The following is a 24,103-nucleotide window of genomic DNA, read 5'->3' on the forward strand; positions in this document are numbered from 1 at the left end:
ACGCGATGTGCCGAGCTTGGGAGGGGAGTGTCTGGTGACGCACGCACGGCTGAAGCTCGCACTGTTCCTGACCTACGCGGTGTTCGCGATCCTGCTGAACAGCGTCGGCACGGTCATACTGCAATCGATCGCGCATTTCGGCGTCGACAAGGTCGCGGCCAGCACGCTGGAGGCGTTCAAGGACCTGCCGATCGCGGTGGTCAGCTTCCTGGTCGCATCGTTCCTGCCGTGCATCGGCCTGCGCCGCGGAATGATCGCCGGGCTCGCATTGGTGTCGGTAGCCTGTCTGGCGATGCCGATGCTCGACAGCTTCGCGGCGACCCGGCTGCTGTTCCTGGCGACCGGCGTGTCGTTCGCGCTGGTCAAGGTCGCGACATACTCGTTCGTCGGCCTGCTGACCGATACCCCACACGCGCATGCCGCCCTGCTCAACGCGATCGAAGGCGTGTTCATGCTCGGCGTGCTGGCGGGCTACTGGCTGTTCGCGCTGTTCATCGACCCCGCCGACCCCGCCGGGGCGGGCTGGCTTCGCGTCTATTGGTGGCTGGCCGGCATCGCGGGTGCGGCGATCCTGCTGCTGCTGACCGTCCGCTTCGACGAGCGCGCCGCGTTCGCCGCCGATGACGCCGACGCCCGACCCGCGACACCGTCCGGCGAGTTCGTCGCCATGCTCCGGCTCGTCGCGACGCCGCTGATCCTGGTCTTCGTCGCCAGCGCCTTCCTCTACGTCCTGGTCGAACAGGGCGTCGGCACGTGGTTGCCAACGATCAACCGCGAAGTGCTCGGCCTGTCCGCGCCGATGAGTGTGCAGGCGGCGTCGATCTTCGCCGCGGGCCTGGCGGCGGGACGCCTGGGTGCGGGCGTCGTTGTCCGTCGGACGGGCTGGCAGGCGCTGCTGATCGGATGCCTCGTCGCGATGGCGATGCTGCTGGTCCTGGTCCTCCCGCTGGCGGAGGCAGAAGGGGGCCGGACCGTGACGAGCTGGGCCGATGCGCCGCCGGTCGCGTATTTGCTACCGCTGATCGGGCTGTGCATGGCGCCGATCTATCCCACACTCAATTCGGCAATCCTGTCGGCGATGCCGAAGCGAACGCAGGCGTCGGTCGTGGGGCTGATCGTCGTCTTCTCCGCGCTCGGCGGCACGACCGGGTCGTTCATCGTCGGGCGGGTCTTCGCCGCGGTCGGCGGCATCCAGGCGATCTACGCCATGCTGGTGCCGATCGCGGCGTTGCTGGTTCTCGTCGGCCTGCTGGGCCGGCTGCGCACACGCGATCAGGACACCGACAGCCGCTCCAGCCACGCCGTGTGATCGGGTAGCGATGCCGCCAGCGCCGCCGCCTCGCGCGCGGCGCGGGTCATCGCCGCTGACACTTCGGCATCGCTCGCGGCATTGGCGATCGGATGCCAGCCGCGGGGCGCGATCCCCTGCCCGTGCAGCACCTGCGTCCAGGCGACCGGGCTGAACAGTTCCTCGTCGAACCGGATCACGCGGCCGCCCGATCGATACAGGTCCAGGCGGGCGGCGAGCGTATCCGGCAGCGTCATCGACCGGCACGCCTCCCACAGCGGCCCTTCGCGCCGGGTGGCGTGGTAGTGCAGCATCACGAAATCGCGGACGCTTTCGAATTCGAACCGCATCCGGCGGTTGAACTGCGCACGCTCGGCCGCCCAGTCGCGCGTCGCCGGCATCAGCCGCAGCAATTCGGCGATGCCTTGCTGGATCAGGTGGATGCTGGTCGATTCGAGCGGTTCGACGAACCCCGCCGCCAGCCCCAGCGCGACGCAATTGCGCGACCACTGTGTCCGCCGCATGCCCGTCGTGAAGCGGATCGGCCGCGGATCGCCGATCGCCGGCGTGTCGAGCCCGGCCATCAGCGTGTCGGCCGCAGCCTCGTCGGACAGATGGGCGCTCGCATAGACCAGCCCGTTGCCGGTGCGATGCTGCAGCGGGATGCGCCACTGCCACCCGGCCACCTTCGCCGTCGATCGGGTTAGCGGGATGATCTGCGCGGCGCGTTCACTCGGCACCGCCAGCGCGCGGTCGCAAGGCAGCCAGTGCGTCCAATCCTCGTATCCGCTGGCGAGCGAACGTTCGATCAGCAACCCGACGAAGCCCGAGCAGTCGACGAACAGGTCGCCGGCGACCGTATCCCCGCCGTCCAGCCGGACCGCCGTGATGTCGCCGCCCTCGCCGTCCCGCAGGACTTCGACGATCCGCCCCTCGCGGCGCACTACGCCCTGTCCTTCGGCCCGCCGACGCAGATAGGCGGCGTAGAGTGAGGCATCGAAATGATAGGCCCAGGCCAACGGCGTCGCGCCCTGCGGTGGGGCAAACCGCCCGGCGCGAGCCGCCAGTGCCGCGGCCGAGAAGTCCCACAGGTCGAGCGCCCCGCCCGCCGCCCGCCAGCGCTGCCAATAGGGGACGAAGCCGATGAGGCCGAGCGACGGGCCGATCTCGCCGAACGCATGGACATAGCGCTCGCCCGGCACGCCCCAGTCGACGAATTCGATCCCCAATTTGTAGCTGCCGCCGGTCGCGCGCAGGAAATCGGCTTCGTCGATCCCGAGCCCGGCGTTGAACGTTCGGATGCCGGGGATCGTCGCCTCGCCGACCCCGACCGTGCCGATCGCGTCTGATTCGACGAGCGTGATCGTCATCCGTGGCCCCAGAAACCGTGCAAACGCCGCCGCCGCCATCCACCCCGCCGTTCCGCCACCGACGATGACGATCCGGCGAAGTGCATCTGCTGTGGAGTCGGGTCCGGTCGGGCGAGGTTCGGTTGTCATGGCAGGCGATTGTGTCGCAGCGCGCAGGCTGGATCAATCATTCGTAAGCGGGGAAAAACCCGACGTCTTCCATGGCTGCTCCAACGGGCCGTTGGACCTGAAGTTTATTCATGGCTAGTGAGACGAATGCGGCCTTTCTCGTGAAAGCTTCACCCCGCCTGTTCGCCTGACGGCTGCATGATATGAAATATTATATTACCCGGTTGCTTGTATCTTACGCTCAGAACTCTTTGATCACATGCAGAAGATGACGGCGGCAGCGAGGGCGACGGCAGCGCAGAAGTCCGTGGGGTAGCGATCGAAGCGGGTGGCAACGCACCGCCAGCTTCGAGACGGCCAAATGTGATGTCGATGCGGCTGCGACGCCGGTGGCTGCGATCGTCGTATCGAAGAAGTTCGTTGCGCGATCGCCAGCACGGGATGCAGGTCTTGATGCGCGTGGCTCAGAAGACGTTCCTGAAATGATCGGCATTGTTGCCCGGGTCACCGAGAAGCTTGACGTGACCCCCGTTTCTTCATCCAGGTGGAACTAGGCCGGATCGACATTTATCGTAGCCAGATCATGGCGGCGGCGAGGTGTACGAAGCCAGTAAAATGGGTGGTTCGGCGGTCATAGCGGGTGGCAAAGCGGCGGAAATGCTTGAGGCGACTGAAGCATCTCTCGATCTGGTTGCGATGCTTGTAGATGCCCGCATCGTGCGGGATGGCGATCTTTCGGTTGCGCTTGGACGGGATTACCGCCTCGGCGTGCATCGCAGCGATCTGGCTGCTTAAGTCATCGGCGTCATATGCTATGTCGGCGAGCACCGCTCCGCCGCGCTGGCCTTCGAGCAGACCGGATGCCGAAGCGATGTCGCTGGCTTGCCCGGGCGTGATTTGGAACCGCAAGGGTCGGCCGAACGTGTCGGCGAGCATATGGACCTTGGTCGTCAGTCCGCCTCGGGAACGCCCCAGCGCCTGATCCTTGCCCCCCTTTTCCGCTCGCCGCCTGCTGGTGGGCGCGAACGATGGTGCTGTCGATCATCAGATACTGATTATCCCGGTCGGCGGTCAGCGCGTCGAACACGCGCTCCCAGACGCCGGCATGGCACCAGCGGCTGAAACGCCGGTGCACCGTCTTCCACTTGCCGTAGCGCTCCGGAAGGTCGCACCAATGCGCACCGGAGCGCAGCACCCACAGGCATCCGTTCACGAACAAGCGGTTATCGGTACCCGTTCGACCGGGATCATCCACCTTGTCAGGGACCAGCGACGCAATCCGCGACCATTGCACCTCGCTCAACTCGTACCGCTTGATCCTCATCATTTGCTCCGCGTCTCGACACGGATGCCTGTGAATCAGCCTTCAGCCCATTTTGGGAATCCTGAATGTCGATCCGGCCTAGAGACTGTCCGCTTGAAGGGACGGACGGAATGAAGCGGAAGCAGTTTTCGGAAGAGCAGATCATCGGCATACTGAAGGAGGCCGAGCCGGGTGCGGTGGTGACGGAGCTGTGCCGCAAGCACGGCATGTCGAGCGCGACCTACTACGCATGGGAGGCGAAGTTCGGCGGCCTGGAGGTGTCCGACGCAAAGCGTCTGAGGTCGCTCGAAGAGGAGAATGCCCGGCTCAAGCTGCTGCTGGCGGACACGATGCTTGAGAATGCGGGATTGAAAGACCTGCTGTCAAAAAATGTATGGTCCGCCCCCGTCTGGCAAGCGCTGATCGTTCCGCTGCGCAGTCTGCGTAAATGTATCCGGCCTCCTTGCGGGACATCTCGATCCCGGGCCATGATGGGATCCGCGCACGGTCGTCCTTTCAAGCTGGTCCAGCCGATGACGGCTGCATTTTTGCTCAGGCTATGACCGTGTCACCATCGACTGCTTGCCATCACTCCTTGTGCTTGCAGACTTGCTTGTCGGCGCTCGTTTTCGGTCAGGCAGCGACCGGCAGGGGCGGCCGGTACGTCTCCCCTCGGGCGAGCACCGCCCAACTGATGCGTACGATCTTGTTGGCGAGCGCCACCACCGCGACGTTGCGGTGCACGCGGGTCTCGAGTTGATCCAGCCACGGCCCCAGCCCCTGTTCGCGCTTCATGTGCAGGCATGCGGATCGAGCGCCGTGGATGAACAGTCGCCTCAGGTTGCTGTTGCCGCGGTACGAGGCCGAGCCAGGCGGCAAGATCGCGTCCGCGCTTGAACCCGGTCCCGTCCGCGACCGCTGCAACGAGCGCAGTCGCGACCAGCGACCCGACGCCGGGGATAGCTAGGGTCAGGACTCGTTGATCCCAGCCAGAAGATGACGGTGGCAGCGAGGGCAACGGCGGAGAAGAAGGCCGTGGGGCAGCGATCGTAGCGGGTGGCGACGCGCCGCCAGTCCTTGAGGCGGCCGAACATGATCTCGATGCGGCTGCGACGCCGGTAGCGGCGCTTATCGTATCTGACCGGCTCGTTGCGCGATCTGCGACCCGGTATGCAGGGTTGGATGCCCTTGGCCTGGAGAGCGTCCCTGAACCAGTCTGCGTCATAGCCGCGGTCGCCGAGCAGCCACTGCGCTTTTGGCAGGTCGTCCAGGAGCGCTGCCGCGCCGGTGTAGTCGCTGACCTGGCCCGCGGTCATGAAGAAGCTCAACGGGCGCCCGTTCGCATCGGCGACGGCATGGAGCTTCGTGTTCATGCCGCCCTTCGTTCCGCCGATCAGGCGGCCGAGATCCCCTTTTTAACCCGCAGGCTCGATGCCGTGCGGTGCGCCTTCAGGTAGGTCGCGTCGATCATGACGGTCTTCGGCTCGGCATCGCCCGCAGCCAGCCCCTCCATCATGCGCGTAAAAACGCCGCGCTCGCCCCAGCGCTTCCACCGGTTGTACAGCGTTTTGTGGGGCCCGTAGGCACTCGGCGCATCACGCCAGCGCAGCCCGTTGCGGTTGACGAACACGATGCCGCTCAGCACCCGGCGGTCGTCCACCCTCGGCTTGCCGTGGCTCCTGGGAAAAAACGGTCGCAGCCGTTCCATCTGCTCATCCGTCAGCCAAAACAGGTCACTCATCTCGGGTTCCTTGCGGAGCCTGAATCAGATCGCGACGCTCACATCAATGGGTCCTGACCCTAGGGTCAGGACTCGTTGATCACAGCCAGAAGATGACGGTTGCTGCCAAGGCGATGGCAGAGAAGAAGGCGGTTGGGCAGCGATCGTAGCGGGTAGCGACGCGTCGCCAGTCTTTGAGGCGGCCGAACATGATCTCGATGCGGCTGCGACGGCGATAGCGGCGCTTGTCGTACCTGGCGGGCTCATTGCGCGATTTGCGGCCCGGGATGCAGGGCTGGATGCCCTTGGCCTGCAGGGCGTCCCTGAACCAGTCGGCGTCGTAGCCGCGGTCGCCAAGCAGCCACTGTGCCTTGGGCAGGTCATCCAGCAGTGCTGCCGCGCCCGTGTAGTCGCTGACCTGGCCCGCGGTCATGAAGAAGCTCAGCGGGCGTCCGTTCGCATCGGCGAGGGCATGGAGCTTGGTATTCATGCCGCCCTTCGTGCGCCCGATCAGGCGGCCGAGATCCCCTTTTTAACCCGCAGGCTCGATGCCGTGCGGTGCGCCTTCAAATAGGTAGCGTCGATCATGACCGTTGCTGGCTCCGCGCCCGCGGTCGCCAACCCCTCCATCATGCGCGTGAACACGCCTGCCGCCCCCCAGCGCTTCCACCGATTGTAGAGCGTCTTGGGCGGACCGTAAGCGCTCGGCGCATCACGCCAGCGCAGCCCATTCTTGTTGACGAACACGATGCCGCTCAGCACCCGCCGGTCGTCCACCCGAGGCTAGCCATGGCTCTTGGGAAAGAACGGACGCAGCCGCTCCATTTGCTCGTCCGTCAGCCAAAGCAGGTCGCTCATTGCAGTCTCCTCACGGAGTCTGAATCAGATCGCGGCACTCACATCAATGGGTCCTGACCCTAGCTCGACACCGGCGCGTAGCGCGGCGATTTCATCGGATCGCCGCTCAGCACGTTCACCCATCTTCCAGGTGCCTTGACCCATTGAAGGAACCACTTCCCCGCCGAGCAATGTCACGTGTTTCATGTGCTTTCGTCCAATGAGATGAGTTCGACTGTTCGGTCGCGGGAGGCGGATTGGCAGATGACCACCATGTAACGATCATATCGCGGCCGGCCATCGATCGAGTGCCATTTTGGCGATGGAGAGCAGTTCGTTGATCGTAGCGCCGTCGCGCGCCTGAACGGACATGCCTTCCATGACCGTATTGATGAATTTGCCTAGCACGGCCGGATCGGTGTTGGCCGCAAGCTCGCCCTGCGCGGCGCCGCGTTGCAGACGCTCGATCAGGAGGGCCTCCGCCGCGATACGCTTGTCGCGCAGCAGGCATTCGATGGCGGCGGACGCCGGCGAAACGGCTGCCGCTGCCGAATACATGAAGCAGCCGGCCGGCGTTCCAGGTTCCGAGAATGATGACGCCGCTCGTTCCAGCAGGCCTTTGACGGCCTCGTAGGTGGACAACGCCGGATCGTTGATGGGTGCATAGAGGTGGACGCTGAATGTCGCGGCGTAGCGCTCGATCACCGCCGCAAACAGCCCCGCCTTGTTGTCAAACGCTGCATAGAGACTGGCAGCGGCGACGCCAGTCTCCGCCACCAGATCGGCCATCGATGTCGCCTCGTAGCCGCGCTGCCAGAACAGCCGCACCGCCTTGTCGAGCGCAGCGTCAGTGTCGAACACACGAGGGCGGCCTGCGCGGCGACGGGCTTTCGTCTCTGTCATCTCTGGTGCACGATATGGAACGATCGATAAATAATATCTTGAAACGGGTGGTCTTCTCCCTTACAGAACGATCATTCAATAATCAAGGAATCTCCAATGAGCCGCATCGTCCGTATCCACGAATATGGCGACGCCAGCGTCCTCAGGATTGAAGATGTGGCCGTCCCCGCGCCCGCGGCCGACGAAGTGCAGATCGCGGTGAAGGCGATAGGCATAAACCGCGCCGAGGTGATGTTCCGCAACCATGCCTACCTTCAGGAAGCCGAGTTCCCGAGCCGCCTTGGCTATGAGGCTGCCGGCACTGTCGTTACGGTCGGCGCGGACGTGACCGGGTTTGCGGAAGGCGAAGCCGTCAGCGTCATCCCCCCGCTCGATATCGCGCGCTGGGGCACGTATGGCGAGGTCGCCAACGTGCCCGCCCGCCTCGTCGTCAAGCATCCGGCGGCGCTGTCGTTTGAGGAAGCGGCGGCCGTGTGGATGCAGTATGTCACCGCCTGGGGTGCGCTGGTGGAGCAGGCGAAACTCGGGGAGGGCGATTTCGTCATCGTCACTGCTGCCTCCAGCAGCGTCGGCCTTGCTGCCTCCCAGATTGCGCGGATGGTCGGCGCGACGGTAATCGCGACGACGCGTACCGGCGCCAAGCGCCAGGCCCTGATCGATGCCGGTGCACATCATGTCGTCGCGACCGGGGAAGAGGATCTGGTAGCGAGGGTGATGGAGATAACCGATGGTCAGGGTGCGCGCGTGGTGCTCGATCCGGTCGGAGGCCCGTCGTTCGAGCCGCTGACCGAGAGCATGGCACGCGGCGGCATCCTGCTCGAATATGGCGCGCTCAGCGGCGAACCGACGCCGTTCCCGTTGTTCTCCGTGCTGGGCAAGAGCCTCACGCTCAAGGGGTATCTCTACAGCGAGATTGTCTCGGACGATGCCGCCCTCGATCGCGCCAAGGCGTTCATCGTGGCGGGTCTGGAATCGGGCGCGCTCAAGCCGCGGATCGCGCGCACTTTCCCGCTCGACGCCATCCAGGACGCTCACCGCTTCCTCGAATCGAACGACCAGATCGGCAAGGTCGTCGTTACGGTCTGACCGGCATACCGGGGGAGTGAGCGAACGCTCCCCCACGAATTTGCGCTGACGCGACGGCCTCGCACCAGCAATCGGTTTAACTCAACGAAGGTATCCCAACATGAAATCTCGCGCCGCTGTAGCCTTCGAGGCGGGCAAGCCACTCGAGATCGTCGAGATCGATGTCGCCCCACCCCGGAAAGGCGAAGTCCTCATACGGGTGACGCACACCGGTGTGTGCCACACCGACGCGTACACGCTGGCGGGGAGTGATCCGGAGGGTGTTTTCCCGGTGGTTCTGGGCCACGAGGGCGCTGGCATCGTTGTCGAGGTCGGTGAAGGCGTCACCAGCGTCGGACCGGGCGATCACGTGATCCCGCTCTACACCGCCGAATGCGGCAAGTGCGACTTCTGCCTGTCGGGCAAGACCAACCTGTGCGTCGCTGTCCGCGAAACGCAGGGCAAGGGCTTGATGCCCGATGGGACCACCCGCTTTTCGTACAATGGTCAGCCCCTCTATCATTACATGGGCTGTTCAACCTTCAGTGAATATACTGTCGTCGCCGAAGTCTCGCTCGCCAAGATCAATCCCGAGGCAAACCCCGAACATGTCTGCCTGCTCGGCTGCGGCGTCACGACCGGCATCGGCGCAGTCCACAATACCGCCAAGGTCCAGCCCGGAGACTCGGTCGCCGTGTTCGGCCTCGGCGGCATCGGCCTCGCGGCGATTCAGGGTGCGCGCCAGGCGAAGGCGGGTCGCATCATCGCCATCGACACCAATCCATCCAAGTTCGAGCTGGCACGCCAGTTCGGTGCGACCGAGTGCATCAACCCCAAGGACCATGACAAGCCTATCCAGCAAGTGCTGATCGAGATGACGGGCTGGGGCATCGATCATACCTTCGAGTGCATCGGCAACGTCCACGTCATGCGCGCCGCGCTTGAATCAGCGCACCGTGGCTGGGGTCAGTCGATCGTGATTGGCGTTGCCGGCGCGGGCGAGGAAATCTCTACCCGCCCATTCCAGCTCGTCACGGGCCGCGTATGGAAGGGGTCCGCTTTCGGTGGCGTCAAGGGACGGACACAGCTCCCCGGCATGGTCGAGGATGCGATGAGAGGCGATATCGATCTGGCCCCATTCGTAACCCACACGATGGGTCTGGAGGAGATCAACGAGGCCTTCGAACTGATGCACGAAGGCAAGTCGATCCGCACGGTCATCCACTATTGACCCGCCGATCCGAAGCGGCGCGGGTTCGGATCGACAAGCCAGCCTTCATCATGGCCCGGCCCCGACCATGATTAAGCGCGCCCTGCGAACAGGGTTATGCGCGGCGATGCGGTAACAACCGTTGGATGTATTGCGTCGAAAATGCATTCATCTGTTACCCCGACCGTAATGAACACGGGCCGCACGGGCGGATATGGCAGGAAGACTGAATTGAAGAGCAAGGATATTCACGCGACGACGCCGGCCACCGATCATGGGCATACGGGGCCGCCCGCTTGCGTGCAGGTTCGCGGCGCGCGCCAGAATAACCTCAAGAATGTTGACGTCGATGTACCGCGCGACGCCTTCGTAGTGTTCACCGGCATATCGGGCTCGGGCAAGTCATCGCTCGCGTTCGGCACCCTTTATGCCGAAGCCCAGCGGCGTTATCTGGAATCGGTTGCGCCCTATGCCCGTCGCCTGATCGACCAGGCCGGCGTGCCGGAGGTCGATGCGATCGACGGTTTGCCGCCTGCGGTCGCGTTACAGCAGCAGCGCGGCTCGGCCAATGCGCGATCCTCGGTCGGCAGCGTGGCGACTCTCTCCAGCCTGGTGCGGATGCTCTATTCGCGCGTCGGCGAATATCCGCGCCGTCAGCCCATGCTCTATGCGGAGGATTTCTCGCCCAACACGGTCGCCGGCGCCTGCCCGACCTGTCACGGCATCGGGCGCGTCTATGACGCGACCGAAGAAACGATGGTGCCCGATGACACGCTGACGATCCGGGAACGCGCAGTCGCCGCTTGGCCGGCGGCATGGCATGGCCAGAATCTGCGCGATATCCTCGTGTCGCTCGGCTATGACGTCGACACGCCGTGGCGCGATCTGCCGAAGAAGGATCGCGACTGGATTCTCTTTACCGACGAGGCGCCGACGGTGCCGGTCTATGCGGGCCTGACGCCCGAACAGACCCGGACGGCGCTCAAGCGCGGCATGGAGCCGAGCTACCAGGGCACCTTCACCGGCGCGCGTCGCTATGTGCTGGAAACCTTCGCCAACACTAAAAGCGCGCTGATGAAGAAGCGCGTCTCGCAATATATCATCGGCCGGGATTGCCCGACCTGCGACGGCAAGCGCCTGAAGCGCGAAGCCCTGTCGGTCAAATTCGCCGGCCTCGACATTGCCGAGTTCGGTGACCTGACGGTGCTCAAGCTGAAGGACTTGCTGATGCCCGTCGCGCAGGGCGGGTATGGGGCGGTCTCCGCCCCATCAAAGGGCCATGTTCTGGACAAAGCGGCCCGCGATGCAGCGGTCGAACAACGGGTTGCGGCGGGCGGCTCTGCGCACAAGAGCGCGCCCGACGTACGCCGCACCCCCAATCTCTCCGACGAAAAGCGGATCGCCGCCCAACGCCTTGCCTGCGAATTGATCGAGCGGCTGGAGCCGCTGATCGATCTTGGCCTTGGCTACATTTCGCTCGACCGCAGCACGCCGACGCTCTCCTCCGGAGAACTGCAGCGCTTGCGGCTTGCCACGCAATTGTCGTCACAGCTTTTCGGCGTGGTCTATGTGCTTGACGAGCCTTCGGCAGGGTTGCACCCGGCAGATGGCGAAGCTTTGCTCACCATCCTCGAGCGTCTCAAGGCGGCGGGCAACTCCCTGTTCGTCGTCGAACATGATCTCGACGTGATCCGCCGCGCGGAATGGCTCGTCGATGTCGGACCAGGAGCCGGGGAAAAGGGCGGTGAAGTCCTCTACAGCGGGCCGATCGAGGGGCTTGCCGACGTCGAGACTTCGATCACCCGCCGCTACCTGTTCGCAGAACCGCTCCGCAGTGAGCGCACACCGCGCGATCCCAAGGGATGGCTACGTCTGGAAGGGATCAGCCGGAACAATCTCCATGGTCTCGACGTCGAGTTTCCCATCGGCTGCTTCACCGCTGTCACCGGCGTTTCGGGATCGGGCAAGTCCAGTCTTGTCAGTCAGGCGCTGCCCGAGCTCGTCACGGAACACCTCGGCGGGTCCCCCGTGGCCGAGGAGGAGGATATCGATCCGCTGCTCGATGTTGCGCAGAACGACACTGAAGGACGCATTGTCGCAGGCATGGAGCATGTTCACAGGCTGGTGCGGGTCGATCAGAAACCGATCGGCCGCACGCCGCGCTCGAACCTGTCCACCTACAGCGGCATGTTCGACCATGTGCGACGGATCTTCGCTGATACGCCGCTCGCCCGCCGGCGGCACTACAACCCGGGAAGGTTCTCGTTCAACGTCGCGCAAGGCCGCTGCCCTGTGTGCGAGGGCGAGGGGTACGTCATGGTGGAGCTGCTGTTCCTGCCGAGCGTTTTTGCCCCGTGCTCGACCTGTCATGGCTCTCGCTACAACCCGCAAACGCTCGAAGTCGAATGGAACGGGCGCAATATCGCCCAGGTGCTCGAACTGACGGTCGACGATGCGTGCGATTTCTTCGCTGGCGAGGCATCTGTGATGCGCTCCCTCGACATATTGCGGGAGATCGGTCTTGGCTATCTGAGGCTCGGTCAACCGGCGACCGAGCTGTCTGGCGGGGAGGCGCAGCGCATCAAGCTGGCGACTGAACTGCAACGCGCTCAACGCGGCAACACGATCTACATCCTCGACGAGCCAACTTCGGGGCTTCACCCCTCCGATGGCGACCGGCTGATGCGACACCTGCAGGGCCTCGTGGACGCCGGCAATACCGTCGTAGTCGTCGAACATGACATGCGCGCCATCATACAGGCGGACTGGGTCATCGACCTGGGACCGGGGGCCGGGGAAGATGGGGGTCGTATCGTTGCCAGCGGCGTCCCCGGCGTCGTTGCGGAAGCGGAAGGCAGTCTCACCGCCCGCTATCTCAAGGCAGCGCTGTAGGTCGTAAATCTGGCCGAACGCACGTTCGACCAGGCGCATCTCGACCACACGTTGGATTGGGTCGAATCTGGAAGCGGGAGCCGGCGATGTGTCACCGCGGCTGACGCGGCTTAGGGTTTGAGTGCCCGTCAGGTGCGCGGTGTTCGTGTGATACGCGGCGTGGCGGACGGCCAATCGCTGGCCATCCGCCACGCTTGCTTTGTGCGGACCTTCTCCACGGAGAGGGCCCTCACATGGTTTCGTCGAAATGCCCCGCCTTAATTCCCTGCTGCGGGCGCTGCGCCGACACCTTCTGCGATTTCCTCAACGAGTTTGGCACAGAAGGCGGGCAAATCATTGGGATCGCGGCTGGTAACAAGACCGTTGTCGACCACGACTTCCTCATTGGTCCATGCGCCGCCGGCGTTCTCGATATCGACCTTCAGCGTCGGGTACGACGTCAAGGTGCGACCCTCAAGCACGCCCGCCTCGATCAATGTCCAGGGTGCATGGCATATAGCCGCAACAGGTTTTTTCTGATCGAAGAAAGCCCGGATGAAACCAATTGCCTCGACGCTGCCGCGCAGCTTGTCGGCACCGACAGTCCCTCCGGGCACAACAAGTCCGTCGAAATCGTCGGCTTTCACCTCGGAAAACGTCTTGTCGATAGTAAAGCTGGCGCCTTCGTCAAGATCGCTATTGACTGTGCGAGCCTTGCCCGGTTCAAAACTGACCACGGTCACTTTGCCACCAGCGTCCTCGACAGCTTGCTTGGGCTTCGAGAATTCTGGTTCTTCCGTCCCGCGGGGTGAGATCAGGATGGCAACCGATTTGCCTTCCAAAGTCATAATTTACTTCCTATTCCGTCGAAGACTAAGGTCAGGTGCCCGGCTTGAGCACGACCTTCGTCCAGCCAGCATCGCGCTCGTCGAAATGCTTGTAGGCGTCTGGTGCCTGATCAAGCGGCAGTCGGTGCGAGATGATTTGGGCAGGATTGGCCCGGCCTTGTTCGATAAGCTTCATCAGTCGCCGGTTGTAGTGCTTTACATTGCACTGGCCGGTGCCGATCTTCTGGCCCTTGAACCAGAAGTTACCGAAGTCGAACGCCATCTTGCCTTCCTTCTGGAGATCATCGGGCGCGTTCGGGTCTTCCGGAATGAACACGCCGACGACACCGATGCCGCCGGTGGCCTTCGTGCTTTTGACGAGGCAGTTCATCGTGTAATTGCTGCGCTCCTTGCCGTGGCGATCGCAACACTGATACCCGACCGCCTCGACCCCCCGGTCGGTCCCGAGGCCGCCGGTCGCGTCAAGGATCTGCTGGGCGGGATCGCCCTTGCGCATGTCGATCGGAATAGCGCCCATCGCCTCGGCCAGTTTCAGGCGGTCATCGTGAGAATCGACCACGAAGATCTGAGAGGCACCACGAATTTCGGCTGAATGCGCGGCCATCAAACCGACCGGACCAGCGCCGTAGATCGCGATGCTTTCTCCAGGCACGAAACCTGACAGTTCGACGCCATGCCAACCCGTCGGGAAAATGTCGGAGAGCATGACATAGTCATCCTCCTTCTCCTCAGCGTCCTCAGGCAGCTTCAAACAATTGAAGTCCGCATAAGGAACGCGCATCAACTCGGCCTGACCACCTTGCCACGGACCCATCTCGGCAAAGCCATACGCTGCGCCGGCGGTTCCAGGATTGGTCGTGAGGCAAAAACCCGTCAGACCGCGTTCGCAATTCTCGCAGAAACCGCAACCGACGTTGAACGGCAAGCACACGCGATCGCCCTTCTTGATACGATCTACGGCAGAGCCGACTTCGACGACTTCGCCAAGGTTTTCGTGACCGAAGACCCTGCCCTTCTCGAAGCTGGTACGCCCCTCATACATGTGAAGGTCCGACCCGCAGATATTGGTCGTGGTCAGCCGGATGATAACATCGGTCTGCTTTTCGATCTTGGGATCATCGATGGTATTGACGGAAACATCTTTGGGCCCGTTGTACACGACAGCTTTCACGGATCTTTTCCTTTCGCAATTCTTCGCAACGCGTCATCAAATCGAGAGCTTGCTGATGATCCGGGCCATCGCAACGGCGGAGGACATCGCACCCTTCCAAATGATCTCAGTTTTTGAACCTTCTGCTATCTGAGAGGCTCCTTCCCGGAGGGGCATCTTGGGATCGTTTCACGGCGCTTTTCTGAATGACTGGGCCAGAACGGCCGAAAAACGCTCTAAACGGAGGCGACCCGCGCCGCGCGGGAGGCGCGCCCGCCGCCATCGACTAAGCGGGTACCGCCGCGCCCGGCACCGCGCTCCAAGGCTCAGCCGAGCGCGAACGCCTGCCCCGCCGCTTCGGCCACGCCATGGTCCTGCTTGCCGGTGCCGCCCGACACGCCCACCGCGCCGATCACCGTCTCGCCCTCCTTGATCGGCACGCCCCCGGCGAAGATCATCACCTTGCCGTCGTTGGAGGCATGGATGCCGTAGAAGTCGGCGCCCGGCTGAGCGAGCTTCGCCAGCGCCTTGGTCTCGACGTCGAACGCGCGCGCCGTCCACGCCTTGGTGATCGCGATGTCGACGCTGCCGCGCCACGCATCGTCCATCCGCGCGAACGCTAGGAGGCAGCCGCCCGCGTCCACCACCGCGATGTTCGACGGGCTGCCGATCCGCTCGGCCTCCGCGATCCCCGCATCGATGATCGTCCGCGCGTCGTTCAGGTCGAGTGTCTGGATGGTGTGCATGGCGTGTCTCCGTGGCCAGTTCGGGGAAAACCGCTCAACACCGCCGCGCCCGCCCCCCCCCACGCGGGCGATGAGAGCGAAGCGCTAGGCTGCTGACCGCTCCGCTATTTCGCGGCCAGCAGGGTGAACTTGTGAATCTGCGGCGGTTCAGAGAACAGTTCTTCTGCCTTGTCCATCAGTGCGGCGGCAACCTTGCCGTCGAGATGGGCCTGCCGATCCTCCTCTGTGTCGAACGTATCGAAGATCGCGTACGCACCGGGACCTTCCTCGATCGCATACCAGGTCAGAGTGCCCGGCTCAGCTTGAACGAGCGGCAATGCCGAGGTCAGGAAATCGGCGACATCGCGCTCCTTTCCGGGCTTGGCCTTCAGTGGTACATACAGGGCAAGCTTGGGCATAAATGACTCCTCAAGTGAAACGGACAAATACCATTCGGCAAAGTAACGGACGAGCCGGCCGGTACGTTCCCCATGAGGCGGAGCACACGCGGCCCCGCCTCCTCGTCGAGATCAGAACTCCTGTGCGGTCGGCCGGATGACGATCGCGTTGATGTCGACGTCATCAGGTTGTTCGACAGCGAACGCGATAGCACGCGCCACCGATGCCGCCGGGATGGCCTGCTTGTAGAAGTCCAGCACCGTCTCAGCAGCCGTACCCGACGTCGTGAACTTCAGGTCGCTCTCGACGGCTCCGGGCTCGATCGACGTGACGCGGACCTTCTCGCCCACCTCTTGGCGAAGACCTTCGCTGATCGCGCTGACGGCGAACTTGGTGCCGGAATAGACCGTGCCGCCCGGGGCGAAGACCTTGATGCCGGCGACCGAACTCAGGTTGATGATGTGGCCGCTGCCCTGCTCCAGGAAGCCGGGAAGAGCCGCGGCGATGCCGTAGAGCGTGCCCTTCAAATTGACGTCGATCATCTGGTCCCACTCGTCGGTGTTGACCTCGGCCATCGGACGGATCGGCATCAGACCGGCGTTGTTGATCAGTACGTCGAGACGGCCGAAGTCGGCGACGATCGCGGCGACGACGGACTGGACCGCCGACTTGTCAGTGACGTCAAGCGCATAGGCGCGTGCCGTTCCGCCGTTCTCGGCGATCTGCGCGACGACCTCGTCGAGCTTGTCCTTGCGCCGTGCGGCGATGGCCACCTTGGCGCCGCGTTCAGCGAGAAGCCGCGCGGTTTCCGCGCCGATACCGGTGCTGCCGCCGGTGATGAGAACAACCTTGCCTTCGATGCCTTTGGTCATGACTGTGTGTCCTTGATTTCAGATGTTGATTTTCCGCTGGATCGCGGCCCCGCGCCAGCGGTAGCCGCCGCGTGGATAAACGAGGCCAATAAGGCCCAGGCGAAGCGCAGGTGCCAACAGGCCGATCATCCGCAGCTCCTCTACGTAGAACGGTTGTGCCAGCAGCGCCGACCCCACCCATTCTTTAAGCTTGCCCATGGCAGCACCCTCAGGTCGCGGAGACGGGGTTGAGGACGAACGCGCCGCGCTCGGCCAGATCGCCGATCTCAGAGAGGTAGTTCTGGAAGTGGGGCGTCGCGCGGTGGGCGGCAACTGCATCCGCGTCCGCGTACAGCTCGTCGAGGACGAAGCGGTTCGGATCGCTCTGGTCCTGCCAGAGATCGTAGCGCAAATTGCCCGGCTCCGCACGGCTCGGCTTTAACATGGCGTCGAGCAGAGCGTGCAGGCGGTCGACGGTATCCGCACGGGCGGTGAGCACGGCGACGATCTTCACGTTGGCTGTCATGGCACCGTTCCTCGTCATGGTTATATGCGAAGCGGGGCGCATCCTGAGCGCCCCGCCCGTCATCCTGGTACTCACGCCGCGGCGCGATCGAGGGCTTCGATCAAAGCGTCGGCCATGGCCTGGTCCGACGCCGGATTCTGACCCGTGATCAGCTCCCGGTCCACGACGACATTCGAAGCGAAGTTCTTGTCAGTGACCGAGACGTCGCCACCGGCCGAGAGCAGCGCCTTTTCCATGTCGAAGAAGAGCTCGCCCTTCAGCACTTGCTCCTCGGCGATCTTCTCCTCGCTCGCCGAGAAGACGGTCATGCGGTAGCCCGAGTAGATCCAGTCTCGCGCCAGGTCGGCCGCCCCGGCGTCATCGCCTTCCTCCAGCGCCTTGCGGAAGGCCGGAGCATCGTCGAGCGTAGCGACAACGGCTACCGGTCCGTGGCAGAGGAGCGCGGTCGGCTTGGCCGCCGTGTGGAAGTGACGGAGGATCGTGCCCGCGTCGTGGTCCTGCATCAGGTCGACGACGGGAGCGTGGCCGCCCGGCACGAACACTCCGACGAAGCCGTCCAGGCCGCCCTCGACGACAGAGCGCAAGCTGCGGACGTCGTTCATCGCCGGGTGGCTGGCAAAAAAGTCCTTGGCGCGCTGGAATGCCGTCTCATCGCCGCCAAAATGATCAACCGAAACGGAGACGGCGTCGATGTGTGGCTTGGCCCCATTGGGCGTGGCGAGAACAATATCATAGCCGGCGTCGAGCAGAGCCAGCGCGGGGACCGCCGTCTCGTTGAGATACTGACCGATCGTCGCGGTACCACCGCCACGCAGACCGATCTGCGTCGCGTTCGATCCAAGAACGAGAACCTGTCCCTTGCTCATCTGAACCTCCATGTTCGCGGCGTCCGTCGCCGATGGATGAGAAATGGGCCTTGTTGACATATTCTAGAAGTTTATCTTCTTGATTTCAGATATAAGTATGACAGTATAACTGCGTGCGCTATGATCTGAACCTGCTGCCGATCTTTGTCGCGTTGATGGAGGAGCGCAGCGTCACGCGGGCCGCCGAGCGCATGGGCATGACACAGCCCGCCCTGTCTAACGCCCTATCGCGTCTACGACTAATGCTTCAGGACCAGCTGTTCGTCCGCGAGCGCTACGGCATCCAGCCGACCCCAATCGCGCTAGAACTCGCGCCGCTGATCGCCGAAGCGCTCGCACAGCTCGACGACGCGGTCCTCGGTCAGCAGGCCTTCGACCCCGCACAGGCCGAACGCCTCTTCACCATCGCGCCGAACGGCTATGTCGAATTCGTCCTCGTCCCCGCGGTCGTGGCGCGACTGCAGAAAGTCGCACCCGGCATTAAGCTCCGCCTGACCCCCTACGGCAACGATCTCGTTGAGACGGGCGTCGTGTCGGGCACGACGGCGCTCGTGCTGGGCCGCATCGTTGACCCGCCCGACAACCTCGTCGTCCAGCACCTGATGGACGAGGGGCTCGCCTGCGCCGTCCGCGCCGACCATCCGGACGTCGGCGATGCCATGACCCGCGAGCAGTTCGAGACGATGAAGCACGTCAACATCGTGCCGCCCGGACGGATGCGCGCCGGGCTCTTCCAGGCGCTGGCGCAGCAGCAGCTAAAGCGCGACGTCGCGATCTCCGTGACCAACTTCTTCGCGGTCGCGGAGATGGTGGCGGTGACCGACTATTGCGCCACCTTGCCCTCGCTCATCTGCAGGCGGCTGATGCACGACCCCCGGCTGAAGATCCTGCCGGCCCCGGTCGACCTCGGCAGCTTCCCCGTCGAGATGGCCTGGCACGTCCGCTACCGGCACGATCCCGCACACCGCTGGCTGCGGACGCTGATCGGCGAGGTCATCACCGATCTCAAGGGAAAGACGGCAGCGGCAGCCACGCCGTCGCCAGCCTGAGGGACGCTGTCGGACCGGCAACGGCGGTTGTGCATATCCCCCGACTCACCAAGTATCGCTATATAGCCTCTGAAACGACAGGACTTATCATGCGCGCAGTAGCTTATCAGCAGCACGGCACGATCGATCGTGCGGAATCGCTCGTCGACATCGAGCTTCCCGATCCCGTAGTCACTGGGCGCGATCTCCTCGTCGAGGTGAAGGCCGTCTCGGTAAACCCGGTTGATACGAAGGTCCGCAGCGGCTCGGGTCCGATCCGCGGCGACTGGCGTGTGCTGGGTTGGGATGCCGCTGGTGTCGTTCGTTCCGTCGGCCCGGACGTGAACGACTTCAAAGCCGGGGACGAGGTGTTCTACGCGGGCAGCATCGGCCGCGATGGGACTAACGCCGAGTTGCACCTGGTCGATGAGCGCATTGTCGGGAAGAAGCCGGCCAGCCTCGATTGGGCAGAGGCAGCGGCGTTGCCGCTGACGGCGATCACCGCGTGGGAGGCCCTCTTCGAGCGATTGTCCGTGCGTACTCCTGTAGCCGGTGCAGCACATGCGCTGTTGATTGTCGGGGGTGCTGGCGGGGTAGGCTCGATGGCAATTCAGCTTGCTCGCCAAGTACCCGAGCTGATCGTCATTGCGACGGCCTCGCGCCCTGAAACGCAGGCCTGGGTGGGTGAGCTCGGTGCGCACCATGTCATCGATCATCGCCAGCCGCTGGCTCGGCAAGTGGCGAATTTGGGCATCGGCGCGCCGGCTTTCGTCTTCTCGACCACGCACACCGACGAGCATATCGAGCAGATCGCCGAGCTGATCGCCCCGCAGGGACGTTTTGCGCTCATCGACGACCCCAAGACGCTCGATGTCGTACCGTTCAAACGCAAGTCGGTGTCGACCCACTGGGAGTTTATGTTCACCCGGTCCATGTTCGAGACCGCTGATATGGAAACGCAGGGTCAGATCCTGTCGGCCATCGCCAGCCTCGTGGACGCCGGCGAGGTGCGCACCACCCTCACCGAACGGTTCTCCCCCATCAACGCCGCGAACCTCAAGCGTGCGCACCAGGCGCTTGAGAGCACTTCCGCACGCGGCAAGATCGTCATCGAGGGTTGGCAGTGATGCGGTTCACGCTCACCCGCAACGTCCGCCGTGCCCGCAGCCCCCGCTGCACCAACTGAAAGGGACCAAGCCTCGGCGTTATCGATGCCAGCCATGTGCGGTTGTGGGCGTCGCTTTCGCTGGGTCACTGATATCTACAATCATAAAAGACCGTGATGTTTTGAGATAGCAGACGCGGTGCTCGGGTGAAAACTCGGGACGTCTGCTAGCTCGGCCTCTCACCAATCGGTGCCAAGAGCGGGGAGTGCTTCGGCTAAGAAGTCAATCCACGCCCGCGTCTTGGCGGCGGGGCGCCGCGTCGGGTGTGTGATGGCATATGCCGCTCCCAGCATCATAGGCGGCTCGTCCAGCTCAAGCTCGCTCAATTGGCCGGCGCGAAGCGCCTCTGCCGCAATAAAGCGTGGCCCATAGACCAGCCCTTGGCCCGCGATGGCAGCGCGAACCAAGGCCTCGCCATTGTCGGAACACATCGATCCTGAGATCGGCACCTTGATCGTCCCGTCTTTGCCGAACGCCCACGATGTCGTTCCTGCAAGCGACGCGTTGGTGTGGCCCAGACAATCGTGATCGCCGAGATCGGCCAGGCGGGTTGGCGTTCCCCGCCTCGCCAAATAAGAGGGGGCGGCACACAACACGACGCGCATCGCCACGAGCTTGCGGGCAACAAGCGCACTGTTGGCGAGGCGCCCGATCCGTACGGCGACATCCCAACGTTCTTCCAGCAGGTCGACGTAACGATCGTTGAAGCTCAGTTCGATCGTCACCTCGGGATGACGTGCGGAGAAAGCAGGGATGAGTGAGGCAAGGTGCAGAACGCCGAAGGTGGCGGGCGCACTGACGCGCAGCAGCCCCTGCGCGGTGATCGACCGCGACGATGCCTCCGCCTCGGCTTCGCCGATCTCCATCAGAATACGTTCGGCTTTCTCGAAATAGTCAGCGCCCGCCTCGGTGAGCGAAAGTCGACGGGTCGACCGCTGCACCAGCGTGGTGCCAAGCCGCGCTTCAAGAGCATCTAGGTGCTTGGCCGCCATCGCAGGCGACATGTGCAGATCGCGTGCGGCAGCAGAGATGCCACCGAGCCTGATCGCCCGCACGAACACGTCCATACCCGTCAACCGATCCGCCATGATTTCCTACCCGTGGTTGAAGCTGATCCTTCTACGCGAGCGATTATCATTGCGCGATATCGGGCACATATTTCGGTCGACAGATCGAACGATGATCCAGGCCGCCTCCGTGGCGCCTGCACCGGAGTGTATGACCATGAGCGTCCAGCCCACCTACTTCATCCCGCATGGCGGCGGCCCCTGCTTCTTCATGGAGGATCCGCGCGGTGTGTGGACCGGTATGGAAGCGTTCCTGCGCAACCTGCCGAACACGCTCGCCGAGAAGCCCAAGGCTATCCTCGTCGTCTCGGGACATTGGGAGACGGACGGCTTTGCCTTCACCGGCGCCGAGCGGCCTGAGCTGATCTACGACTATTACAACTTCCCGCCCCATACCTATCAGCTGCGCTACGACGTACCAGGCTCGCCCGCGCTCGCCGCCCGTGCCGCGGCGCTGCTCAAGGATGCGGGCATCCCCTCGTCTGTCGACGCGACACGGGGCCTGGATCACGGGGTGTTCGTGCCCCTCAAGGTGGCCTTTCCGGATGCCGACATTCCGCTGATCGAGATGTCCGTCGAGCGCGGGCTGGACCCGGCCCTCCATGTCGCTGCGGGCCGCGCCCTCGCGCCGCTGCGTGAGGAAGGTGTGCTGATCCTGGGTTCGGGCATGAGCTTCCACAACATGCGCGCCTATGGCGACCCGCGCTCGACGCCCGGCTCGCAGGCGTTCGACCAGTGGCTGGCCGAGAGCATGGAACTGGATGGTGCGCAGCGAGCCGAGCGTCTGGCGCATTGGGCCGATGCGCCATCGGCGCGGTTCGCCCATCCGCCCGCCAAGGAGGAGCATCTGCTGCCCCTGATGGTCGCGGCCGGCGCGGCCGAAGGCGAAGGCGCCCGGGTCTATGCCGAGGAAGTGCTGTCGACCGCCATCTCGGGTTTCCGTTTCAACTGATCTCACCGCGTCACTGAAGGAGAATTGTCATGACCATCGGCGTCACCGGCGCGACTGGCCAGCTTGGCCGCCTCGTCATCGAAAGCTTGAAGCGCAAGTCGACCGGCGAGCCGATCGTGGCGCTGGTGCGCTCGCCCGAAAAGGCCAGCGACCTGGGTGTCGAGGCACGCGCGTTCGATTACGCGCAGCCTGAGACACTCACTCCGGCACTGGCCGGGATCGACACGTTGCTTTTGATCTCGTCGAGCGAGGTCGGGCAGCGCGAGGCACAGCACCGCAACGTCATCGAGGCCGCCAAGACGGCGGGCATCAAGCGTATCGTCTACACCAGCCTGCTGCACGCCGACCGGTCGCCGATCAGCCTGGGCGAGGAGCACCGTGCGACCGAAGCGCTGCTGGCGTCCTCCGGTATTCCGACGACCCTCCTGCGCAATGGCTGGTACACCGAGAACTACACCGGCTCGATTCCCGCAGCCCTGGAGAATGGCGCGCTTGTCGGCAGCGCTGGCGAGGGACGTCTGTCGCTCGCGACCCGCGCCGATTATGCCCAAGCCGCAGCCATCGTGCTGACCAGCGATGGCCATGAGGGCAAGACCTATGAGCTGGCCGGTGACGACGCGGTGACGCTCGCCGACCTTGCCGCCGAGATCTCGCGCCAGACGGGTCGCGACATCCCGTACCGTGATCTGCCGCAGGCAGATTACGCCGCGATCCTGAAGCAGGTCGGCCTGCCCGACGGCTTCGCCGAAGGGCTTGCCGCGTGGGACGTCGATGCCTCGAAGGGCGCGTTGTTCGATGACGGCCATCAGCTCTCGAAGCTGATCGGGCGCCCGACGACATCGCTGGCCGATGCGGTGCAGGCGCAACTCGCCGCGCGGGGCTGACGTTACGCAATCCCGAGCCCGCCATACACCTTCTTCCAGCGATAGAACGTCTGCTCCGGCAAGCCCATCCAGCGGATGACCTCTGCCACAGGCGTGCCCGTCTCCGCCTGCTTCACCGCAAACGCGATCTGCTCTTCCGTGTACTTCGACTTCTTCATGTCCCAGCTCCTTGCCCGTAGGCTTCAAAGGGCCGGAAAACCGCCACTCAACATGGATGAAAAAAAACAGGGAGGACGTCAGAGCGGACGAGCCGATCGCTAGAGCAGCACGGCTGCGGATGCCCGTGGAACGCGCGGTGGCGTTGATCCATGCGGCCGGGGTCGGCGCGGTGACGACATTGCTCGCAATCCCCGAGGAGGAACGCGACCCTCAGCTATCCTCCGGGGCTGTTGAAAAATGCCGCACTGGTGGCCGGGTATGGTTGGGAGCGAAATGACACCCCAAGGCAGCACAATCCTGTCCTATTGGGATGGTATTCTGGGAAAACACCTGCCGCCGCTACTGCAAACCTTGCCTTGTTGCCGGCATCCGGTCCAAGCGCTCGCTGTTCGCGACCGAAGGAATGGTCTATATTACGGCCGCAGGGGCACTTCCCCCAAACTGGGGAACCATGTCCGCTTCGACTGCCTTGCTGAACCGACTGCGCGATCTCACCGTCGCCCGCCCTCGCCCGAGGACGGTCTGCTACGGGCTGACCGTTATCACGGTGGCTGTGATCGCGTTCGCACAGGCGGCGATGTTCGGGTCATCGGCCCCCTGGTTCTTCTACACGCCGGCGGTGGTGCTGCTGGCCCTGTTCCTAGGCCGGGGGCCGGGGAACGTCGCGACGATCCTGTCGGCGATCGGCGCTGGTGCCGTGGTGACGCCCGGGTGACGATCGCTAGGCTAGCAAGGATCGTAGCGCGAATACGTGAAAAAGGGGTGTGCCACGTGGCACACCCCTTCTGTCTCCGATAGATTGAGCCG

General features: G+C 63.8%; 22 protein-coding genes and 4 pseudogenes. 10 read left to right on the forward strand and 16 right to left on the reverse strand.

The window, feature by feature from the left end; all coding sequences use genetic code 11:
• The first annotated feature begins 34 nt into the window (after window positions 1-34).
• Window positions 35-1,309 carry an MFS transporter gene (locus JW805_15650; protein MBN2973443.1) on the forward strand — a complete coding sequence of 425 codons (1,275 nt, stop codon included), beginning with the start codon at window positions 35-37 and terminating at the stop codon, window positions 1,307-1,309.
• Here JW805_15650 and JW805_15655 read toward each other — a convergent pair.
• Both JW805_15655 and JW805_15660 read right to left on the reverse strand, forming a co-directional pair.
• Window positions 1,273-2,787, reverse strand: a complete 1,515-nt coding sequence (locus JW805_15655; protein ID MBN2973444.1) for a tryptophan 7-halogenase — start codon at window positions 2,785-2,787, stop codon at window positions 1,273-1,275. The genes JW805_15650 and JW805_15655 overlap by 37 nt on opposite strands.
• A 546-nt stretch (window positions 2,788-3,333) precedes the next feature.
• A protein-coding gene (locus tag JW805_15660) for an IS5 family transposase (GenBank protein MBN2973445.1) occupies window positions 3,334-4,084 on the reverse strand; the annotation gives its coding sequence in 2 pieces (ribosomal slippage) (window positions 3,334-3,769 and window positions 3,768-4,084; 753 coding nt in all).
• Between the two features lie 116 nt (window positions 4,085-4,200).
• On the opposite strand from JW805_15660, the pseudogene JW805_15665 reads away from it, so the two are divergent.
• Window positions 4,201-4,458 (forward strand): annotated as a pseudogene (locus tag JW805_15665) (transposase).
• Window positions 4,459-4,702: 244 nt separating this feature from the next.
• Here the strand turns inward: JW805_15665 and JW805_15670 are convergent.
• The 4 genes and pseudogenes from JW805_15670 to JW805_15685 form a co-directional block, all read right to left on the reverse strand.
• Window positions 4,703-4,864, reverse strand: a complete 162-nt coding sequence (locus JW805_15670) for a hypothetical protein (GenBank protein ID MBN2973446.1) — start codon at window positions 4,862-4,864, stop codon at window positions 4,703-4,705.
• Window positions 4,865-5,055: 191 nt separating this feature from the next.
• Window positions 5,056-5,810, reverse strand: a pseudogene (locus JW805_15675) (IS5 family transposase).
• A 79-nt stretch (window positions 5,811-5,889) separates the two neighbouring features.
• Window positions 5,890-6,647 (reverse strand): annotated as a pseudogene (locus tag JW805_15680) (IS5 family transposase).
• Between the two features lie 261 nt (window positions 6,648-6,908).
• On the reverse strand, window positions 6,909-7,487 hold the full coding sequence (locus JW805_15685; protein ID MBN2973447.1) for a TetR/AcrR family transcriptional regulator: 579 nt from the start codon (window positions 7,485-7,487) through the stop codon (window positions 6,909-6,911).
• A 138-nt stretch (window positions 7,488-7,625) separates the two neighbouring features.
• On the opposite strand from JW805_15685, the gene JW805_15690 reads away from it, so the two are divergent.
• The 3 genes from JW805_15690 to JW805_15700 all read left to right on the forward strand — a co-directional run bounded on the left by JW805_15690 (window position 7,626) and on the right by JW805_15700 (window position 12,696).
• Complete coding sequence (locus tag JW805_15690; GenBank protein ID MBN2973448.1) at window positions 7,626-8,615, forward strand: zinc-dependent alcohol dehydrogenase family protein; 990 nt, start codon at window positions 7,626-7,628, stop codon at window positions 8,613-8,615.
• Window positions 8,616-8,715: 100 nt separating this feature from the next.
• Window positions 8,716-9,825, forward strand: coding sequence for an S-(hydroxymethyl)glutathione dehydrogenase/class III alcohol dehydrogenase (locus JW805_15695; GenBank protein ID MBN2973449.1), 1,110 nt, complete (start codon window positions 8,716-8,718; stop codon window positions 9,823-9,825).
• A 225-nt stretch (window positions 9,826-10,050) separates the two neighbouring features.
• Entirely contained in the window at window positions 10,051-12,696 is a 2,646-nt protein-coding gene (locus tag JW805_15700) for an excinuclease ABC subunit UvrA (protein ID MBN2973450.1), read from the forward strand.
• 257 nt (window positions 12,697-12,953) lie between these two features.
• On the opposite strand, the gene JW805_15705 is transcribed toward JW805_15700, so the two are convergent.
• The 8 genes from JW805_15705 to JW805_15740 all read right to left on the reverse strand — a co-directional run bounded on the left by JW805_15705 (window position 12,954) and on the right by JW805_15740 (window position 18,040).
• Window positions 12,954-13,523 carry a type 1 glutamine amidotransferase gene (locus JW805_15705; GenBank protein MBN2973451.1) on the reverse strand — a complete coding sequence of 190 codons (570 nt, stop codon included), beginning with the start codon at window positions 13,521-13,523 and terminating at the stop codon, window positions 12,954-12,956.
• Between the two features lie 31 nt (window positions 13,524-13,554).
• Entirely contained in the window at window positions 13,555-14,694 is a 1,140-nt protein-coding gene (locus tag JW805_15710; GenBank protein MBN2973452.1) for a glutathione-independent formaldehyde dehydrogenase, read from the reverse strand.
• Window positions 14,695-14,999: 305 nt separating this feature from the next.
• On the reverse strand, window positions 15,000-15,419 hold the full coding sequence (locus JW805_15715; GenBank protein MBN2973453.1) for a heme-binding protein: 420 nt from the start codon (window positions 15,417-15,419) through the stop codon (window positions 15,000-15,002).
• A gap of 104 nt (window positions 15,420-15,523) precedes the next feature.
• Window positions 15,524-15,817: an antibiotic biosynthesis monooxygenase gene (locus JW805_15720; GenBank protein ID MBN2973454.1), complete on the reverse strand. Its 294-nt coding sequence runs from the start codon at window positions 15,815-15,817 to the stop codon at window positions 15,524-15,526.
• Between the two features lie 111 nt (window positions 15,818-15,928).
• Window positions 15,929-16,669 carry an SDR family oxidoreductase gene (locus JW805_15725; GenBank protein MBN2973455.1) on the reverse strand — a complete coding sequence of 247 codons (741 nt, stop codon included), beginning with the start codon at window positions 16,667-16,669 and terminating at the stop codon, window positions 15,929-15,931.
• An 18-nt stretch (window positions 16,670-16,687) separates the two neighbouring features.
• Window positions 16,688-16,867 (reverse strand): hypothetical protein, encoded by a 180-nt coding sequence (locus tag JW805_15730; GenBank protein ID MBN2973456.1) that lies wholly within the window; start codon window positions 16,865-16,867, stop codon window positions 16,688-16,690.
• 10 nt (window positions 16,868-16,877) lie between these two features.
• Window positions 16,878-17,174, reverse strand: coding sequence for an antibiotic biosynthesis monooxygenase (locus JW805_15735; protein MBN2973457.1), 297 nt, complete (start codon window positions 17,172-17,174; stop codon window positions 16,878-16,880).
• A 71-nt stretch (window positions 17,175-17,245) separates the two neighbouring features.
• On the reverse strand, window positions 17,246-18,040 hold the full coding sequence (locus JW805_15740) for a type 1 glutamine amidotransferase domain-containing protein (protein MBN2973458.1): 795 nt from the start codon (window positions 18,038-18,040) through the stop codon (window positions 17,246-17,248).
• Window positions 18,041-18,153: 113 nt separating this feature from the next.
• On the opposite strand from JW805_15740, the gene JW805_15745 reads away from it, so the two are divergent.
• Both JW805_15745 and JW805_15750 read left to right on the forward strand, forming a co-directional pair.
• The gene (locus JW805_15745; protein ID MBN2973459.1) at window positions 18,154-19,089 is read left to right on the forward strand and encodes a LysR family transcriptional regulator; all 936 of its coding nucleotides are present in this window, start codon (window positions 18,154-18,156) and stop codon (window positions 19,087-19,089) included.
• Between the two features lie 89 nt (window positions 19,090-19,178).
• Complete coding sequence (locus JW805_15750; GenBank protein ID MBN2973460.1) at window positions 19,179-20,195, forward strand: zinc-binding alcohol dehydrogenase family protein; 1,017 nt, start codon at window positions 19,179-19,181, stop codon at window positions 20,193-20,195.
• A gap of 218 nt (window positions 20,196-20,413) precedes the next feature.
• Here the strand turns inward: JW805_15750 and JW805_15755 are convergent, their stop codons facing one another.
• Entirely contained in the window at window positions 20,414-21,322 is a 909-nt protein-coding gene (locus tag JW805_15755) for a LysR family transcriptional regulator (GenBank protein ID MBN2973461.1), read from the reverse strand.
• 130 nt (window positions 21,323-21,452) lie between these two features.
• Between JW805_15755 and JW805_15760 the strand changes: the two genes are divergently transcribed.
• The gene (locus JW805_15760; GenBank protein MBN2973462.1) at window positions 21,453-22,253 is read left to right on the forward strand and encodes a dioxygenase; all 801 of its coding nucleotides are present in this window, start codon (window positions 21,453-21,455) and stop codon (window positions 22,251-22,253) included.
• Between the two features lie 29 nt (window positions 22,254-22,282).
• A complete protein-coding gene (locus JW805_15765) occupies window positions 22,283-23,137 on the forward strand; it encodes an SDR family oxidoreductase (protein MBN2973463.1) in 855 nt (284 codons plus the stop codon).
• 11 nt (window positions 23,138-23,148) lie between these two features.
• On the opposite strand, the pseudogene JW805_15770 reads toward JW805_15765, so the two are convergent.
• Window positions 23,149-23,295: pseudogene (locus JW805_15770) on the reverse strand (transposase).
• Between the two features lie 452 nt (window positions 23,296-23,747).
• Here JW805_15770 and JW805_15775 point away from each other — a divergent pair.
• Window positions 23,748-24,011 (forward strand): hypothetical protein, encoded by a 264-nt coding sequence (locus tag JW805_15775; protein ID MBN2973464.1) that lies wholly within the window; start codon window positions 23,748-23,750, stop codon window positions 24,009-24,011.
• Window positions 24,012-24,103: the final 92 nt, after the last annotated feature.

The sequence above is a fragment of the Roseomonas aeriglobus genome, assembly GCA_016937575.1.
Classification (GTDB): Bacteria; Pseudomonadota; Alphaproteobacteria; order Sphingomonadales; family Sphingomonadaceae; genus Sphingomonas; species Sphingomonas aerigloba.